The sequence below is a fragment of the Streptomyces sp. NPDC007896 genome (assembly GCF_042959425.1).
Classification (GTDB): Bacteria; Actinomycetota; Actinomycetes; order Streptomycetales; family Streptomycetaceae; genus Streptomyces.
The window spans coordinates 196,447-214,492 of the sequence record NZ_JBIBKX010000001.1; the positions used below are offsets into that span (position 1 = coordinate 196,447).

14 protein-coding genes are annotated in these 18,046 nt (G+C 70.7%); 6 read left to right on the forward strand and 8 right to left on the reverse strand.

The window, feature by feature from the left end:
• Positions 1–4: 4 nt before the first annotated feature.
• The 3 genes from zwf to pgl are packed head-to-tail and all read left to right on the forward strand — an operon-like array spanning position 5 to position 3,353.
• Complete coding sequence (zwf, locus tag ACFZDJ_RS00910) at positions 5–1,528, forward strand: glucose-6-phosphate dehydrogenase (protein WP_329534673.1); 1,524 nt, start codon at positions 5–7, stop codon at positions 1,526–1,528.
• Complete coding sequence (gene opcA, locus ACFZDJ_RS00915; protein ID WP_391055177.1) at positions 1,525–2,574, forward strand: glucose-6-phosphate dehydrogenase assembly protein OpcA; 1,050 nt, start codon at positions 1,525–1,527, stop codon at positions 2,572–2,574. Before zwf ends, opcA begins: the two co-directional genes overlap by 4 nt.
• Positions 2,571–3,353, forward strand: a complete 783-nt coding sequence (pgl, locus tag ACFZDJ_RS00920; protein ID WP_390928362.1) for a 6-phosphogluconolactonase — start codon at positions 2,571–2,573, stop codon at positions 3,351–3,353. Before opcA ends, pgl begins: the two co-directional genes overlap by 4 nt.
• Positions 3,354–3,461: 108 nt before the next feature.
• Here the strand turns inward: pgl and ACFZDJ_RS00925 are convergent, their stop codons facing one another.
• The 5 genes from ACFZDJ_RS00925 to ACFZDJ_RS00945 all read right to left on the reverse strand — a co-directional run bounded on the left by ACFZDJ_RS00925 (position 3,462) and on the right by ACFZDJ_RS00945 (position 10,191).
• Positions 3,462–4,301 carry a carbohydrate ABC transporter permease gene (locus ACFZDJ_RS00925; protein WP_385375599.1) on the reverse strand — a complete coding sequence of 280 codons (840 nt, stop codon included), beginning with the start codon at positions 4,299–4,301 and terminating at the stop codon, positions 3,462–3,464.
• Positions 4,298–5,656: an ABC transporter permease subunit gene (locus ACFZDJ_RS00930; protein WP_384906021.1), complete on the reverse strand. Its 1,359-nt coding sequence runs from the start codon at positions 5,654–5,656 to the stop codon at positions 4,298–4,300. The genes ACFZDJ_RS00925 and ACFZDJ_RS00930 overlap by 4 nt, the downstream gene beginning before the upstream one ends.
• Before the next feature lie 5 nt (positions 5,657–5,661).
• Positions 5,662–6,987 (reverse strand): extracellular solute-binding protein, encoded by a 1,326-nt coding sequence (locus ACFZDJ_RS00935; RefSeq protein ID WP_391055180.1) that lies wholly within the window; start codon positions 6,985–6,987, stop codon positions 5,662–5,664.
• Between the two features lie 84 nt (positions 6,988–7,071).
• Positions 7,072–8,709 (reverse strand): alpha-amylase family glycosyl hydrolase, encoded by a 1,638-nt coding sequence (locus tag ACFZDJ_RS00940; RefSeq protein ID WP_391055183.1) that lies wholly within the window; start codon positions 8,707–8,709, stop codon positions 7,072–7,074.
• 210 nt (positions 8,710–8,919) lie between these two features.
• Entirely contained in the window at positions 8,920–10,191 is a 1,272-nt protein-coding gene (locus ACFZDJ_RS00945; protein ID WP_391055185.1) for an extracellular solute-binding protein, read from the reverse strand.
• A gap of 177 nt (positions 10,192–10,368) precedes the next feature.
• Here ACFZDJ_RS00945 and ACFZDJ_RS00950 point away from each other — a divergent pair, with 177 nt between their 5' ends.
• From ACFZDJ_RS00950 to ACFZDJ_RS00960, 3 genes are read left to right on the forward strand one after another with little or no spacing between them, the layout of a single operon-like run.
• A complete protein-coding gene (locus ACFZDJ_RS00950) occupies positions 10,369–10,884 on the forward strand; it encodes a PadR family transcriptional regulator (protein ID WP_384906018.1) in 516 nt (171 codons plus the stop codon).
• Positions 10,881–11,627, forward strand: coding sequence for an ABC transporter ATP-binding protein (locus ACFZDJ_RS00955; RefSeq protein WP_384906017.1), 747 nt, complete (start codon positions 10,881–10,883; stop codon positions 11,625–11,627). The genes ACFZDJ_RS00950 and ACFZDJ_RS00955 overlap by 4 nt, the downstream gene beginning before the upstream one ends.
• 5 nt (positions 11,628–11,632) lie before the next feature.
• Entirely contained in the window at positions 11,633–13,924 is a 2,292-nt protein-coding gene (locus ACFZDJ_RS00960) for an FtsX-like permease family protein (protein WP_391055188.1), read from the forward strand.
• Between the two features lie 33 nt (positions 13,925–13,957).
• Here the strand turns inward: ACFZDJ_RS00960 and ACFZDJ_RS00965 are convergent, their stop codons facing one another.
• The 3 genes from ACFZDJ_RS00965 to ACFZDJ_RS00975 form a co-directional block, all read right to left on the reverse strand.
• Entirely contained in the window at positions 13,958–14,890 is a 933-nt protein-coding gene (locus ACFZDJ_RS00965) for a hypothetical protein (protein ID WP_391055190.1), read from the reverse strand.
• 101 nt (positions 14,891–14,991) lie between these two features.
• Positions 14,992–16,644 carry a glucose-6-phosphate isomerase gene (gene pgi / locus ACFZDJ_RS00970; protein WP_168508066.1) on the reverse strand — a complete coding sequence of 551 codons (1,653 nt, stop codon included), beginning with the start codon at positions 16,642–16,644 and terminating at the stop codon, positions 14,992–14,994.
• Between the two features lie 72 nt (positions 16,645–16,716).
• Positions 16,717–17,985: an MFS transporter gene (locus tag ACFZDJ_RS00975; RefSeq protein WP_391055193.1), complete on the reverse strand. Its 1,269-nt coding sequence runs from the start codon at positions 17,983–17,985 to the stop codon at positions 16,717–16,719.
• Between the last annotated feature and the right edge of the window lie 61 nt (positions 17,986–18,046).

Sequence of the window (18,046 nt, forward strand, 5' to 3'; positions counted from 1 at the left end):
AACCTTGTCAAGCAGCAACCCGCTGCGTGACCCCGCAGACCGACGGCTCCCGCGTATCGCGGGGCCGTCGGGCCTGGTCATCTTCGGCGTCACGGGCGATTTGTCACGTAAAAAGCTGATGCCTGCCGTGTACGACCTCGCCAACCGCGGGCTGCTGCCGCCGGGCTTCTCGCTCGTCGGCTTCGCCCGCCGCGAGTGGAAGAACGAGGACTTCGCCCAGGTAGTCCACGACGCCGTCAAGGAACACGCCCGTACGGAGTTCCGCGAGGAGGTCTGGCAGCAGCTCATCCAGGGGATGCGCTTCGTCCAGGGCACCTTCGACGACGACGACTCGTTCGAGCGGCTGCGCGCCACGATCGACGAGCTGGACAAGGCACAGGGCACGGGCGGCAACTTCGCCTTCTACCTCTCCGTGCCGCCGTCCGCCTTCCCGGTGGTCATCCAGCAGCTGAAGAAGCATCACCTGGCCGACCAGTCGAACGGCTCCTGGCGGCGCGCGGTCATCGAGAAGCCCTTCGGCCACGACCTGAAGTCGGCCGAGGAACTCAACGCGATCGTGCACGAGGTCTTCTCCTCGGACCAGGTCTTCCGCATCGACCACTACCTCGGCAAGGAGACCGTCCAGAACATCCTGGCGCTCCGCTTCGCCAACACGATGTTCGAGCCGATCTGGAACCGGTCCTTCGTCGACCACGTCCAGATCACCATGGCCGAGGACATCGGCATCGGCGGCCGCGCCGGTTACTACGACGGCATCGGCGCCGCCCGGGACGTCATCCAGAACCACCTCCTGCAGCTGATGGCCCTGACCGCCATGGAGGAGCCCGCCTCCTTCGACGCGGACGCCCTCGCCGCCGAGAAGACCAAGGTCCTCGGCGCGGTCCGAATCCCCCGGGATCTGGGCCGCGACACCGTCCGCGGGCAGTACGCGGCCGGCTGGCAGGGCGGCGAGAAGGCCGTCGGCTACCTCCAGGAAGACGGTATCGACCCCAAGTCGAAGACCGACACCTACGCCGCGATCAAGGTGGAGGTCGACAACCGCCGCTGGGCGGGCGTCCCCTTCTATCTGCGCACCGGCAAGCGGCTCGGCCGCCGCGTCACCGAGATCGCGGTCGTCTTCCAGCGCGCCCCGCACTCCCCGTTCGATCACACGGCGACGGAGGAGCTGGGCCAGAACGCGATCGTCTTCCGCGTCCAGCCCGACGAGGGCGTCACGGTCCGCTTCGGCTCCAAGGTGCCCGGCACCTCGATGGAGATCCGGGACGTCTCCATGGACTTCGCCTACGGCGAGTCCTTCACGGAGTCGAGCCCGGAGGCGTACGAGCGCCTGATCCTGGACGTCCTGCTGGGCGACTCGAACCTCTTCCCGCGCACCGAGGAGGTCGAGCTGTCCTGGAAGATCCTCGACCCAATCGAGCAGTACTGGGACAAGCACGGCAAGCCCGCGCAGTACCCCTCGGGCACGTGGGGCCCCGTCGAGGCCGACGAAATGCTCGAGCGAGACGGACGGAGCTGGCGTCGCCCATGAAGATAGACCTCACGGACACCACGGCCAGCAAGATCAACAAGGCGCTGGTGCAGGGCCGCCGCGCCATCGGCACCCCCGCCGTGGGCATGGTGCTCACCCTCGTCATCGTCACCGACGAGGAGAACGCCTACGACGCCCTGAAGGCCGCCAACGAGGCGTCCCGCGAGCACCCCTCGCGCACCCTCGTGGTCATCAAGCGCGTCTCCCGCTCGCCCCGCGACCGCACGAAGTCCCGCATCGACGCCGAGGTGCGGGTCGGCGCGGACGCGGGCACCGGCGAGACGGTCGTGCTGCGGCTGTACGGCGAGGTCGCCGACCACGCCGACTCGGTCGTCCTGCCGCTGCTGCTGCCGGACGCGCCGGTCGTCGTCTGGTGGCCGGTGAGCGCGCCGCTCGACCCGGCCAACGACCCGCTCGGAAAGCTGGCCCAGCGCCGCGTCACCGACACCTACGCCGCCGAGGCGCCCGTACGCGAGCTCAACGCGCGTGCCGACGCCTACACCCCCGGGGACACCGACCTCTCCTGGACCCGCATCACGCCCTGGCGCTCGATGCTGGCCGCCGCCCTCGACCAGGTCATCTGTGACGTGAACGCGGTCGAGGTGGAGGGCGAGGAGTTCAACCCGAGCGTGGAACTGCTCGCCATGTGGCTCGCGGACCGGCTGGACGTCCCCGTCAAGCGGTCCAAGTCCTCCGGCCCCGGCCTCACCGCCGTCCGTATGGAAACGAGCTGCGGCCCGATCGCGCTGGACCGCGCCGACGGCACCCTGGCGACCCTCTCCATCGAGGGCCAGCCCGACCGTGCGGTGGCGCTCAAGCGCCGCGACACCTCGGAGCTGATCGCGGAGGAGCTGCGCCGGCTCGACCCGGACGACACCTACGCGTCGGCGCTGCGCTACGGGGTGGACCGGCTGAACGGGGCGGCGGCCGACGCCGTCGAGGAGGAGCCGGCCACGGCGAAGGCGGCCGCCAAGGCACCCGCCGCCAAGGCACCCGCGAAGAAGGCCCCGGCGAAGGCTCCTGCGAAGAAGGCGGCCGCCAAGTGAACACTCCGCAGCTCGTCGTGCACCGCGACAAGGAGCTGATGGCCCAGGCCGCCGCGGCCCGGCTGATCACCAAGGTCGTGGACGCGCAGGCCTCGCGCGGCTACGCCTCGGTGGTCCTCACCGGCGGGCGCAACGGCAACGGGCTCCTCGCGGCGCTCGCGGACGCGCCCGCCCGGGACGCCGTCGACTGGAGCCGTATCGACCTGTGGTGGGGTGACGAGCGGTTCCTGCCCGAGGGCGATCCGGACCGCAACGACACCCAGGCCCGTGCGGCGCTGCTGGACTCGGTGCCGGTGGACCCCGCACGGGTGCATCCGATGCCCGCGTCCGACGGTCCCTACGGTGCCGACGTGGACGCGGCGGCGGAGGCGTACGCGGCCGAGCTCGCGAAGGCGGCGGGCCCCGAGAACCACGGTTCCGTGCCCTCGTTCGACGTCCTGATGCTGGGCGTGGGCCCGGACACCCACGTGGCCTCGCTCTTCCCGGAGCTGCCGGCGGTCCGCGAGACGGAGCGGACGGTGGTGGGCGTGCACGGCGCCCCCAAGCCCCCGCCGACCCGGGTCACGCTCACCCTGCCCGCGATCCGCTCCGCCCGTGAGGTCTGGTTGCTGGCGGCCGGCGAGGACAAGGCGCAGGCCGCGGCGATCGCCCTCTCGGGCGCGGGCGAGGTGCAGGCCCCGGCGGCCGGCGCCCACGGCCGCTCCCGCACCCTGTGGCTCCTGGACGCGGCAGCGGCCTCCCAGCTGCCACGCTCGCTGTACCCGCCGGCTTCGGCCTGAGAGCCGTACCCGGGGCTTGGCCCCAGACCCCGTTCGCGCGGTTCCCCGCGCCCCTGAAGAGGGGCGCGGGGAACCGCGCGAGTCTTTTGGCGGGGGCGAGAAAGCACGTCACTTCACCGACCCGGCCATCACCCCCTGCACAAAGTGCCGCTGGAACGCGAAGAACACCATCACCGGGACGATCAGCGACAGAAACGCTCCCGGTGCCAGCACATCGATGTTGCTGCCGAACTGCCGTATCTGGGACTGGAGTTCGACTGTCAACGGCTGCGAGGAACTGTCGGCGAACAGCAGGGCGACCAGCATGTCGTTCCACACCCACAGGAACTGGAAGATGGCCAGGCTCGCGATGGCCGGACGTCCGACCGGCAGCACCAGCCGGGTGAAGATGCGCCACTCGCTGCCACCGTCCATCCGGGCGGCTTCCAGCATCTCCTTCGGCATCTCCGCGAAGTAGTTGCGCAGCAGGAAGATGGCGAACGGCAGCCCGTAGGAGACGTGGAAGAGCACGACACCGGGAATCGTGCCGAACAGCCCCAGCGCGCCGAAGAGTTTGGCGACCGGCAGCAGCCCGATCTGAACCGGCACCACCAACAACGCCACCACGACAAGGAAGATCGTGTCCCGGAAGGGGAACTCCAGCCAGGCGAAGGCGTATCCGGCGAGCGCCGCGATCACCACGACGAGGACGGTGGCCGGCACGGAGATCAGCACGGTGTTCCAGAACGCCCGCGTCATCCCCGCATTGCCCAGAAGGGCGGAGTAGTTGTCGAAGGAGAGCTGACCGGGGCTGGTCAGCGCCGTCCACCAGCCTCCCTTGGCGGTGTCCTGCGCCGAGCGCATCGAGGAGAGGAAGAGCCCTGCGAGCGGGGTGACCCAGACCAGGCCGACGATCACCAGGAACGCCTGCACCAGGCCGTTGCCGAGCCCCCGCCTGAGCGCGTTCATCGTTGACTCCTTCTAAAGCGGCGGACGTTGAAGACCATGGCGGGGACGACCAGGAGCAGGAGGAGCACACCGAGTGCGCTGCCCAGGCCCTGGTTGTTGCCGCCGCCGAAGGACACCAGCCACATCTGGGTGGCGAGCACGGTGGCGTCCTCCTGCACCGGTCCGGGCGCGATGATGTAGACGAGGTCGAAGACCTTCATCACGTTGATCACGAGCGTGACGAAGACCACGGTGAGCACGGGTGCCAGCAGCGGCACGGTGATCCGGCGGAAGATCTGCCACTCGTTGGCGCCGTCCATCCGGGCCGCCTCCAGCGCGTCGCGCGGCAGGGCGGCGAGTCCGGCGCCGATCAGCACCATGGCGAAGCCGGTCCAGATCCACAGGTACGCGCCGATGATGGCGGGGGTGACCAGCGCAGGACCGAGCCAGGACACACCCTCGTACGGCGGGCTGAAGTTCGACGCGGGCAGCCGCACGGTGTACGAGCCGGAGTCCAGCCCCAAGAAGCGGAAGGAGCCGTCGGCCGCGGTGGTCGTGCTCGCGACCGTCTTTCCGTCGCGCGCCGCCTCGACCTTCATCTCGGGCAGTCCGCTCTCCCCGCGGTCGACCTGGCCCTGTTTCCCTCCCCCGCCGGGTGTGAAGTCCAGGTAGACGACACCGCGCAGCTCGTCCCGGGCCGCCTTCTGCCCTGCGGCCGCGTAGGCGGGCTTCGCATCCTTCGGCAGGTCCTTGGGGAGGACGCCGACGAGGCCGAGGCCGACCGTGTGGCCGGGCGAGGCGGAGGCGGTCGTACGGTACGAACCGTCGGCGCCCTTGGTGAGGCCTCGGCCGTCGCGGGCGCGGGCGGTCGGATAGGACGAGGTTCCCTCGAACGCGTCGTGGACGCCGACCACGGCGGCGTTCAGGACACCCTTGTCGGGGTCCTCGTCGTACGCGAGCCTGAAGATGATGCCGGCGGCCAGGAAGGAGACCGCCATGGGCATGAACAGCAGCAGCTTGAACGCGGTGGCCCAGCGGATCTTCTCGACCAGGACGGCGAGCACCAGGCCGAGCCCGGTGAGCAGCGTCGGCGCGACGACGACCCAGATGGCGCTGTTGCGTACGGCCTTGAGCGTGGCCGGGTCGCGGAACATCTCGGTGTAGTTGTCGCCGCCCACGAACCGGTTGCCGGAGGCGTCGAAGAAGCTGCGCCCCACGGAGAAGACCACGGGGTAGACGACGAGCGCGCCGAGCAGGAGCAGGGCGGGCAGGACGAAGACGAGGGCGATGATCCGGCCGCGGCGCCTGGCGCGCCGTCTGTGGTCGGCCGTGCCGACGGCCGGAGGGCTCGCCTCTTTCACGAGGGTGGCGGTCATGGTGATCAGCCCTGGTACGCCTTGGCCGCGGCCTTCTCCAGTTCGGCCGCGGTCGCCTTCGGGTCCGAGGGGTCACGGAGGAAGTCCTGGAGGAGCTTCCACTCGCCGGCGCCCTTGGTGCCGCCGAACGCGGCGGGAGCCTGGTCGGACATGTCGAAGCGGACCGAATCCCCGGCGGCGACCAGGGACTTGGCGGTCTCGCGGGTGATGTCGTCGCTGTAGGAGGCGAGGTCGAGCTTCTTGTTCGGGGAGAGGAAGCCGCCCGCCCCGGCCCAGACGGCGGCGGCTTCGGGGGTCGCCAGGTACTCCAGGAACGTCATGGCGGCCTTCTGGTTCTTGCCGTCCTTGAGGACCACGGCCGCGTCGCCGCCGCTGACCACCGGCGCCTTGCCGCCGTCGACCGCGGGGAAGGGGAAGAAGTTCGCGTCCTTGCCGATCTTCTTGCCGAACTGGTCCTTGGCGACCCCGGCGACGAAGTCGCCCTCGTAGACCATGCCCGCCTCGGGCTTGGGTCCGAAGACCTTCTCGACGGAGCCGGGGAAGTCCGTGTTCAGGGCCCCCTTCTGGCCGCCGGCCATCAGTTGCTTGTCCTTGAAGAGCTTGCCGAGGGTGGTGAGCGCCTTGACCACGGTCGGGTCGGTCCACTTCAGCCGGTGGGCGGCCAGGGCGTCGTACTTCTCGGGGCCCGCCTGGGAGAGGTAGATGTTCTCGAACCAGTCGGTGAGCGTCCAGCCGTCCTGTCCGGCGACGGAGAAGGCGGCGAGGCCTGAGTCGGAGACGGTGTGTCCGGCCTTCAGCATGGCGTCGTACGTGGTCGGCGGCTTGACACCGGCCTGGTCGAACGCGTCGGGGCTGTACCAGACGGTCGACTTGTGGGCGGCCTTGAAGTACAGGCCGTAGAAGGTGTCGCCGACGCTGCCGTACTTCTTCCAGACGCTCGCGTAGTTGGTGTCGACGGACTGTTCGGTGGTCTTGGAGAGCGGCTTGAGCCAGCCCTCCTTCGCGAACTGCTGGAGGACGCCGACCTGCGGGACCATCACCACGTCGGGGGCGTTGCCGCCCTCGATCTTGCTGCCGACGACCGTGGAGACGTTGTCGCCGGTGGAGACGAACTGGGTCTTGGCGCCCGTCTTCGCGGTGAAGGCGTCCAGGACCTTCTGGAAGTTCTTCTGCTCGCTGCCGGACCAGACACCGGCCACGGTGATCGTCTGGCCGCTGAGCGACTTACCGCCGCCTCCGGCGGCTACGGGCCCGCCTCCGCAGGCGGTGGCGCCGAGGGCCAGGGCGAGGGCGGTGCAGCTCGCGAGCAGGGTCGTACGTCGTCGCATCATCGTTGATGTCCCTTTCAGGGCAGGGGAATTGACGGAAACCAGAGGAACGGAAACCCGAGGAACGGAAAGCAGAGGAGGGGACGGTCAGGGATTCGTGCAGTCGCTGATCCACCAGGCGGCCGTCGAGCCGGGCAGCACGCCGGCCGGACAGGGGCCGCTGGACAGCAACGGGGTGCCGGAGACCGGCGCGGGCGTCGGGGCCGCGTCGAAGTTGACCGCACACACCAGGCCGTCGCCGCGGACGAAGGCGAGGACGCCGGGCGGCGCCGGAAGCCAGCGCAGCGCGCCCTCGCCCAACTGCGGGAGTCCGGCGCGCAGCTGGAGCCCGTCGCGGTAGAGGTGCCAGAAGGAGCGGGTGTCGGCGAGCGCGCGGTCGGTGGCGTACTCGGCGAAGTAGGCGGGCTGCGGCAGCCACGGCTTGGCGCTCTCCGCGCCCGAGGTGAAGCCGAACGGCGAGGTGTGCCCGGACCAGGGCAGCGGCACCCGGCAGCCGTCGCGGATGCGGGCGCGGCTTCCCGTGCGGCGGAAGATCGGGTCCGTCAGCACGTCGTCGGGCAGGTCGACGACCTCGGGCAGCCCGAGCTCCTCGCCCTGGTAGATGTACGCGGCTCCGGGCAGCGCCAGCATCAGCAGTGCGGCGGCGCGGGCACGGGCCGTACCGAGGCCGCTGCCCTCGGTGCCGAGCTCGCCGTAGCGGGTGACGGTGCGCACCTGGTCGTGGTTGTTGAGGACCCAGGTGACCGTCGATCCGGTGCCGGCTATGTCCTGCATGGCCTCGGAGATGACCTTGCGGAAGGCGTCGGCGTTCCAGGGCGCGCTGAGCAGGTCGAAGAAGAAGGCCTGGTGGAGCTCGTCCGGGCGTACGTACTGGGCGTGTTCGCGGGCCGTCGGTACCGAGACCTCGCCGACCAGCAGCCGGTCGCGGCCGTCGCGCCCGGTGTACTCCTCGCAGACGGACCGCCAGTGGCGCCACACGTCGTGCACCTCGGGCCGGTTCCAGGCGAGCGGGTTGACCGAGTCGCGGGTGCGGGCGTCGGCCTCCGGGTCGGGCGAGTCCGGCAGGTCGGGGTGCTTGAAGAGGCCGGCGGCGACGTCGATGCGGAAGCCGTCGACGCCCCGGTCGAGCCAGAACCGCAGCACGTGGTCGAAGTGCGCGCCGACCTCGGGGTTGCGCCAGTTCAGGTCGGGCTGCTCGGACGTGAACATGTGCAGGTACCACTGGCCGGGGTTGCCGTCCGCCTCGGTGACGCGGGACCAGGCGGGTCCGCCGAACATGGCGTGCCAGTTGTTGGGCGGCTCGGCGCCCTCCGGGCCGCGTCCGTCGGCGAAGTGGAAGCGGGCGCGGGCCGGGCTGCCCGGCTCCGCCGCGAGCGCGGCCCGGAACCACGGGTGATCACTGGAGCAGTGGTTGGGGACGATGTCCAGGAGCACCTTGACGCCGAGGCGGCGGGCGTCGGTCATCAGCAGGTCGAACTCGGCGAGGTCGCCGAAGAGCGGGTCCACGTCGCAGTAGTCGGCGACGTCGTAGCCGTGGTCGTGCTGCGGCGAGGGGTAGAAGGGGCTCAGCCAGATGCCGTCGACACCGAGCTTCTTGAGGTACGGCATGCCCGCGCGAACCCCGGCGAGATCGCCGATGCCGTCACCGGTGCTGTCCAGGAAGCTGCGGACGTACACCTGGTAGATCACTGCGTCGCGCCACCAGCGGTGCGTGTTGAGGGTCACCCGTTGGACCTGTCTGTGCGTGCCTGTGGTTATGCATGCATGTTAAGTAGGGGTGTCGCGCGGGTGTCAACGAGTAGGCAGCAACAACCGGGAAGTTGGGAAGTTATATGCAGACTTTTCGGGCACGAAACCCGGAGATGGGATGCTCCCGTTACATAACAAGTAACTAGCAGAATGCCGACAGGGCACCGCCGGGGTGCTATCGGGGTGCTACCGGGGTGAAATGGCCGCCAGCTCGCGCGCCAGCCGCCGTACCGCCACGGAAGGCGTCTCTTGCCCCGTCATCGCGTCGTGGACCACGGCCTGCACGACCAGGCTGACCTGGTCGTAACGCGGGCTTTTGGGGCGTGGGGCGGCCGCGAGGACGCTGGCGCGCAGCGTGGGCAGATAGGGGAACTCCCGGATCAGCTCCGGGTCCTGGTACAGCGCCGCCCGTACGGGCGGCAGCGCACCCTTGGTGAGGACCTGGCGCTGCGCCCGCTCGGTCGTGAGGTACGCGATCAGGCGCGCGGCCGAATCGGGGTGCCGCGCATGCGTGTTGACGGCCAGGTTGGAGCCGCCCAGCACGCTCGTGCCCGGTCCGTCGGGTCCGGGCAGGGGGACCGCGCCGACCTTCCCGGCGACCGCCGATCCCTTGCCGGAAGCACCGACGTAGGCGTAGGGCCAGTTGCGCAGAAAGAGGAGGTGGCCGTCCTGGAAGGCCTGTTTCGACTCCTCTTCCTTGTACGTCAGCGCCTTCTTCGGAATCCAGCCGTCGCGCACGCCGTCGGCGAGGAACCCGATGCCCTCGCGGGCCGCCTCGGAGTTCACGGTGACGCGCTCGCCCTCGTCGCCGAGGATCGTGCCGCCCGCCGAGTAGACCGCCTCCGCCGCGTTCACGGTGAGACCCTCGTAGGGCAGGAACTGGCCGGCGTAACCGTCGAGTCCGTACTTCGGGGCGATGGTCCTCGCCTGCCGCTCCAGCTCGGCCCAGGTCCGCGGCGGCGCGACGCCCTCCTTGGCGAGGACGTCCTTGCGGTACAGGAGGAGTCCCGCGTTGGTGACGTACGGGACCGCGTACAGCCTTCCGTCGTACGTCGCCGTGTCCACGACCGGCGGCAGGAAGCTGTGGAGCGGGAAGCGGCCGCGGTCCAGCGGAGAGATCCAGCCCGCGGCGGCGAACTCCGAGGTCCAGGCGACGTCGATGTTGAGGACGTCGAAGCGGCTTCTGCCACCGCCGCGCAGGTCGGTCGTCATCTGCGCGTGCGTCTCGTCGGCGGAGTCCGGGAGCTCGACGAGGGTCACCTTCTCGCCGGGGTGGGTACGGTTCCACCCTTCGAGCAGTGGCCCCAGATAGCCGGTGAGGTCGCCCGCGGTCGCCAGGGTGAGCGGGCCGCGACCGGCGCCGTGCGCCCCGTCGGCCGGGGTGTCGGAGGCGACGTAACCGGTCAGGACCACCGCCGCGACCAGGAGGCCCCTACCGGCGGCACGTATCCACCGCATAGGTTCCTCCCTGTACACCGGCGTCGGGCACCTTCGCCCGGCGTCAGTGGCCATGTATACCTGTTAGGTATGGGCGATACTAGGGCCTGCGACACATTGGCCTGCGGCCGCATCGACCGGGCGACGGCCTGACATCGGTGCGCGGCACATGACACGGATGCGGGGAGGAGAGCACGGGTGCGGCTGCCCCTCCTGGCCCTGCTGGCGCGAGGCCCGGCCCACGGGTACGAGCTCAAGCAGGACCTTGAGCAACTGCTGGGCTCCGCGTACCCTCAGCCCAACGTCGGCCAGATCTACGTCACGCTCGGCCGCCTCGAGAAGACGGGACTGATCGAGGGCGAGGAAGTCGAACAGTCGAGCCGGCCCAACAAGAAGATCTACCACCTCACCGACACCGGGCGCGAAGCGCTGCATGCCTGGTACCAGGAGACGGCGGACGAGCCTCGGGTACGGGACGAGTTCTTCATGAAACTCGCGCTCGCCCCGACGACCGGCCTGGCCGACCAGATCGCCCTGATCAACCGGCAGCGGCGGCAGTATCTGAACACCATGCGCAACCTGTCGAAGCTCGCCGCGGCCGAGGACCGGGACAACCGCATCTCCCAGCTGCTGATCGAGGGCGCCATGCTGCACCTGCAGGCCGATCTTGACTGGCTGGAGCGCTGCCAGGAGGAACTGGAGGGTCTGGAATGAGCCACACCGGTCCTTTGCTGCGCGCCGAGGGCCTGGTCAAGACCCACTACGGCGAGGGCGCCCCGGCGTATGCCGTACGCGGAGTGGATCTTGCCGTGCGCCAGGGCGAGTTCGTGGCCGTCACCGGCCCGTCCGGCGCCGGCAAGTCGACGCTGCTGCACCTCCTCGGCGGCCTCCAGCGGCCCGACTCCGGCAGCGTCTGGCTGGACGCCGAATGCACGGACGCGTACAGCGAGGCGCGCTGGGCGGTGGAACGGCGACGGCGCATCGGCATCGTCTTCCAGTTCTTCAACCTGGTCTCCAATCTGTCGGTCGCCGACAACGTGGAGCTGCCCGCCCTGCTCGCCGGCGTCTCCCCCAAGCGGGCGCGCACCGAGCGCGAGCGGCTGCTGTCCGAGCTGGGCCTTGAGGGCAAGGGACGCAGCATGCCGGGTGAGCTGTCCGGCGGCGAACAGCAGCGCGTCGCCCTGGCCCGGGCGCTGGTCAACCATCCCTCCCTGCTGCTGGCCGACGAACCCGCGGGCAGCCTGGACAGCAAGGGCACCCGCGAGGTGATGCGGCTGCTGTCCCGCTTCCACCAGCGCGGTCAGACCATCGTGCTCGTCACCCACGACGCCCGGCTCGCCAGCGCCGCGGACCGCGTGATCAGCTTCTTCGACGGCCGCATCGCCGACGACGCGGAACTCGACGGCACGCCGTCACGCGGCGCCGGGATATCCGGCGTGCTGGAACTGAGGGACTGAGCGGCGTGCGGGCCACTCTGCGCTGGGCGCATGCCGATCTGCGCACGCATCGGGGCGAGGCACTGTTCATCGTGCTCGCCACCGCGGGAATCGTCGCCTCGCTGCTGCTCGCCGCGGCGCTCTTCGGATACGCGACGAACCCCTGGCAGCGCGTCTTCACTCAGTCGCACGGCGCCCATGTGTGGATCCACACCGGCGCGTCCGCCGACGCCGGGCGGCTCGCGCGGCTGGACGGCGTCGAGTCCGTGGCGGGCCCTTACCGCACCGCGTCCGCCACCGTCGAGTCACGCGGCACCCGTGCCTCTGTCGAGCTGCGCGGCGCCGTAGAGCCGCCCGCCACCGGTCGGCCGCTGCTCGTCTCCGGTCACTGGCTCGACCGCGCCCGGCCCGACGGAGTCGTCCTGGAGGACAGCCTCGCCCGTGCGCTGTGGGCCGAGCCCGGGGACACCCTCACCGTGCCCGGCACCGCACGCACCCTGACCGTCCTGGGCGTGGCCGACAGCGCCGAGTCCCGCTACCGCCCCGGTGAGCGGTCGGGGGTCGTCTGGGCGCTGCCCTCCGCGGTGTGGGGCGCGGACGGACGTACGGGCCAGGTCATCGGTCTGCGTCTGACCGATCCCGGCGACACGGACTACGCCGTGCAGCGCGCGGTGACGGCGCTCGGCTCCGGCGCGGTCACCCAGGTGTCGAACTGGCAGCAGGCCCGCGCCGAGGCCCAGGGCGACAACCGGCTGCTGGGACAGGTGCTGGGCCTGTTCGGCCTCGGCGCGCTCCTCGCCGCCGCGCTCGCCGTGTACGGCGCGATCGGCACCCGTATCCGCGGCCACCTGCGGGACATCTCGGTACTGAAGGCGATCGGGTTCACGCCCGCCCAGGTGGTGCGCATCTTCCTGATCCAGCACGTGGTGTACGCGTCGCTGGGCGCCCTGGCCGCCGCCACGCTCACCCAGGCGCTGGGGAGCAGGATCCCCGGCCGTCTCGGCGACGCCTTGGGCGTCTGGCAGGGACTGCCCGGGCACACCGCGGCGCTGTTGGCGGTACCGGTGGCCGCGGTGCTCTTCATCGGCGCGACGACCGGGATCGCGGCGTGGCGGGCGGGCCGGGTGCCCCCCGTGCCGGTGCTGCGGGCCGCGGCACCGCCGGCCGGCCGCCTGTCGGGCGTGGCCCGCCGGGCGCTCGGGCTGCGGCTGCCCCCCGCGCTCGTGCTGGGCTGGCACCAGGCGTTCCCGCGGCGGCCGCGCTCGCTGGCCACGGTCGCCCGGCTCGCCCTGCCACTGCTGCTGATCGTGGTCGCGCTGAGCGCCTGGACCACCATCGACCGCTTCCACAGCGAACCCGAGCGGATCGGCCTCGCGGCCGCGCTCACGGCGCACCCGGACGAGAGCCTCGGCGATCCGGCAGCCCGCGCCCTGCTCGCCCGGAACGCACAGGTCACCGCCGTACACCCGGGCGCCGAGGTGGCCGCTCTGGTTCCGGGCCAGACGGCGACGATCGCACTGCGCGGGCTCGGTACGCACCAGGACCCGTACCCGTTCACGCTGGCCGAGGGCCGCCCGGCCCACGGGCCCGACGAGGCGGTGGCCGGTCAGGGGCTGCTCGACCTGCTGGACGTGCGCGTCGGGGACTGGGTGCGGATGACCGTCGGCGCGCGCCCGCAGATCCTGCACATCGTCGGCCGCAGCATCGAGCCGGAGAACGGCGGCCGCGTCATCTCCACCTCGCTCGACACCCTGCGCGAGAACGACCCGGAGCTCCGCCCGACCCTCTACCAGCTCCAGTTGCGCCCCGGCGCCGACCCGGGCAAGGTCGCCGCCGAGCTGACCGCGGCCGGGCACGGGCACCTGGACGTGCACGCCGTGACCAACCCGGCCGACGGCCTCTCGCCACTGCGCGGCGTCGTCGTCGGGCTGATCGCCGTGCTGGCCCTCATCGGGCTCATCGAGCTGCTGACCGCGATCGGCGGCACCGTGCGCGAGGGCGAGCGGGATCTGCTGGCGCTCAAGGCCATCGGGCTGTCCCCGCGGCAGATCACGGCGGTCACCGTCACGGGCACCGCCTGCACCGCGCTGGCAGCGGTCCTCGCGGGTACGGCGCTGGGGCTGCCTCTGGCGCACTGGCTGATCGACGCCCAGGGGAAGTCGAGCGGGATCGGCGCCGGTATCGCCCGGGGGCCGTCCCCCCTCCTGCTGTCACTGTTCGGTCTGGCCGCGGTCCTGGGTGCCGCCGCCCTCGCCGCGTTCCCCGCGGGCCGCGCCGCCCGACGACGGCTCGCGGACACCCTGAGCGCGGTGGCCTGAGCGCGGTGGCCTGAGCCCGGGACCCGAGCGCCGTCAGAACCCGTGCGGGTTGTACGGGTTCTGCGGCCCTTGGTTGTACGGGTTCTGTGGCCCTTGGTAGTACGGGTTCTGCGGCCCCGGCGTATAGGGGTTGCCCTGGTTGTACGTGTACGCCGGACCCGGCCCGTACGGGTTGCCCCGCGGCGGCGGCACGTACCCGGCCCCCGGCGTGTACGCGGGCCGCGGCGGCGGCAACGACGCCGGATGCGCCCCCAGCCGTATCCCGTGCCGACTCCGCAACCGGTACATCTCCAGCGCGGCGATCCCCGTGACCGTCACCGGCGCCCCCAGGATGAAGACAACCCCCATCCCGAGACTCAGCCCGTGCAGATCCCCCGTGGCGAGGTCCGGAATGGCCATCAGCCACGTCGTCACGGTGGCGAGCAACGGCGGCAGACAGCGATGCACCGCGGCCGTACCGAAGAAGTTGCCGGACACCTTCACCGCGCCCGAGCCGACGAACCCCGTCAGCCAGATCGCCACCAGCCCCAGCACCAGGGCGAACCCTCCGACCCCGGCGGCAAGCCACCACATCAGCACCGTCAGGACGATGGACCCGACGAAGGCCAGCAGCAGCTTGAACGAGTTGCCGAGCGGCACCCGCAGCTGCCGGACCGTCCCGGTGCGCCGCCAGACCAAGAGCATCGCCCCGACGGTCAACGGCGTGATGAACAGCAGCACGGCGGACGCCGTCAGCATGTTCTGCAGCATTTCCGTGAAGGCGAACCCGCCTTGCACGAAGGTGTAGACACCGACCGCCGCGACCGCCCCGGCGATGACCCGTACCCGCTTGAGCCGCTCCACCCCCGGATCGACCGCCTCCGGGATCCACGCCGGATGGAAGACCGCCTCCGCTACCCGCTTCGGCTTCAGAAACGACCTCGCCGTCAGCGTGCCGCCCGTCCAACTCCCATGCGAACCAGTCAACTTCCGCTCCCCCGAGCCTTCATCTGCATGATCGCCCGGGAGTCTACGGGAAGCGGGCGGACTCCCGCCGCCCGCTTCCCGTGACCCACGCGCGTCCGCGCCTACCGGCCGCGCAGCTCCCGGTACTTCGCGACGAGCGCCTTCGTCGACTCGTCCAGGCCCGGCACTTGCGCACCCTCGGTCAGCGCGGGTTCGACCCGCTTGGCGAGGACCTTGCCGAGCTCGACACCCCACTGGTCGAAGGAGTCGATGTTCCAGACCGCGCCCTGGACGAACACCTTGTGCTCGTAGAGGGCGACCAACTGGCCGAGCACCGACGGCGACAACTCCCTCGCGAGAATCGTCGTCGTCGGGTGGTTGCCCTTGAACGTCTTGTGCGGGACCAGTTCCTCGGCCACGCCCTCGGCGCGCACCTCGTCCGGTGTCTTGCCGAAGGCGAGGGCCTGAGTCTGCGCGAAGAAGTTCGCCATCAGCAGGTCGTGCTGGGCGACCAGACCGGGCAGCAGATCGGCGACCGGCTCGGCGAAGCCGATGAAGTCCGCCGGGATCAACTTCGTGCCCTGGTGGATGAGCTGGTAGTAGGCGTGCTGCCCGTTGGTGCCGGGCGTCCCCCACACGACCGGGCCGGTCTCCCACTCCACGTCGTGCCCGTCGCGCTCTACCGACTTGCCGTTGGACTCCATGTCCAGCTGCTGCAGATACGCCGTGAACTTCGAAAGGTAGTGCGAGTACGGCAGTACGGCGTGCGACTGGGCGTTGTGGAAGTTGCCGTACCAGATGCCCAACAGGCCCATCAGCAGTGGCACATTGGTCTCGGCGGGCGCGGTGCGGAAGTGCTCGTCGACGAGGTGGAACCCGTCGAGCATCTCCCGGAAGCGGTCCGGCCCGATCGCGATCATCAGGGACAGACCGATCGCGGAGTCGTACGAGTACCGTCCGCCGACCCAGTCCCAGAACTCGAACATGTTGGCCGTGTCGATACCGAAGTCGGCGACCTTCTCGGCATTGGTCGACAGCGCCACGAAGTGCTTGGCCACGGCCTCCTGACCGGCCTTCAGCTCGGTCAGCAGCCAGTCGCGCGCGGAGGTCGCGTTGGTGATCGTCTCGATGGTGGTGAACGTCTTCGAGGCGATGATGAACAGCGTCTCGGCCGGGTCCAGGTCACGGACGGCCTCGTGCAGGTCGGCGCCGTCCACGTTCGACACGAAGCGGACCGTGAGGTCGCGGTCGGTGAAGGAGCGCAGCACCTCGTAGGCCATCGCCGGGCCGAGGTCGGAGCCGCCGATGCCGATGTTCACGACGTTCTTGATGCGCTTGCCGGTGTGGCCGGTCCACTCGCCGGAGCGGACCCGCTCGGCGAAGTCGGCCATCTTGTCGAGCACGGCGTGCACGCCAGGGACGACGTTCTCCCCGTCGACCTCGATCACCGCGTCGCGCGGGGCGCGCAGCGCCACGTGGAGCACGGCCCGGTTCTCGGTGACGTTGATCTTCTCGCCGCGGAACATGGCGTCCCGCAGCCCGAAGACGTCGGTCGCCGCTGCCAGCTCGCGCAGCAGCCGCAGCGTCTCGTCGGTGACCAGGTGCTTGGAGTAGTCGACGTGCAGATCGCCGACCTGGAGGGTGTAGCCCGTTCCGCGCCCGGGGTCGGTTGCGAACAGGTCCCGCAGATGGGTCTTGGCGAGCTCCTCGCGGTGCTTGGCCAGAGCGGTCCACTCGGGCGTCTGGTTGAGCCTGGCACGGCTGTCTGCGTTCATCTCTGGCTTCCGCCTTCTTTCCTGCGTGTGCTGCTGCTTGCCTCGCCCCACTGCCGGTCCCAACCTAATTGATCAGGGCTTGACGTGAGCTGTCGTAGCGCAGTCGTCCGGCTCAACAACAGATACGTCCGGCAGATGCCCGGGTATCAGCGAGGTGACGGCGAGCCCGAAGAGGACGGCCGCGAACAGCGCGGGCCCGTTCAGCCCGTAGGCACCCGCCACGGTGCCGCCGAGCAGGGCGCCGAGCGGGGCCCCGGAGGTGGAGGCGGTGCGGAACGCGGAGCTGACGCGGCCCACCATGGCTGCCGGGCTGCGCTGCTGCATCAGCGTGACCTGGTTGACGTTCCACACCATGCCCATCAGTCCGAGCAGCGCCATGCCCACGAGGAGTGCACCCAGGTGGCGGACGGTGCCGAGGAGTACCAGGGCCGCCGTCTGGACGCATCCGCACAGGAACAGGCTCCGCACCCGTCCGATCCGGCGCGCGATCCACTGGGCCGGCACTCCCCCGGCCAGGGATCCGGCCGAGTAGGCCGTCATCGCGGCCGCGAAGCCCACGTTCCCCGCGTGCAGCCAGCCGGTCACGTGCAGGACCAGCGTGGCGATCAGGGCCCCCATGCCGATGTTGCACAGCAGTGTGGCCGTGCAGACCGCGCGCAGCACCCTGTCGTGCCACAGGGCGCGCACTCCTTCGGCCACCTCCGCCCGCAGGGTGCTTCCGGCGGGCCGGGGCTCCCGCTCGGGTGCCCGGATCCGCAGGGAGGCCACGAGGGCCGCGGCCAGCAGATAGGTGAGCGCGTCGGCCGCGAACGGCGCGGCGGCCCCGAGGGTGAGCAGCAGCGGCACGAAGGGGCCGGCCAGGAAACCGCCGGCGAACTGCTGGCCGGTCATCAGGCGGGCATTGGCGCTGCCCAGGGCCTCTTTGTCCACCAGAGAGGGCAGCAGGGCCGTGGACGCGTTGTCGAACAGCGTCTGGAGGGTGGTGAGGGCGAAGGCGAGCATGATCAGCAGGCTGATCGTGGCGTGGCCGAGCCCGACGGCGAGGGCGAAGCAGGCCACCAGCCCGCCGCGCACGGTGTCGACGGCCCACATCGCCCGCCGCTGGTCCACCCGGTCCGCGACCGCGCCGCCCAGCAGCCCGAAGAAGAGCCAGGGGAGGTAGCCACAGGCCGTGACGGAGGCGATGACGAGCGGATCGTCCGTGAGCCGCACGGCGAGCAGCGGCAGCGCGGCGGTGCGCAGGGCGTCCCCGAAACGCGACACCACCGCCGCGCTCCACAGGCGCCCGAAGCCCCCGCGCCACGCGGGTGCCCGCACCCCCGCCGCCTCGACCGTCGTCACAACGCCCCCTCCGGTTCCGCCACTTCAAGAACCGTAGAGGGCACCACTGACAATCGGCTCG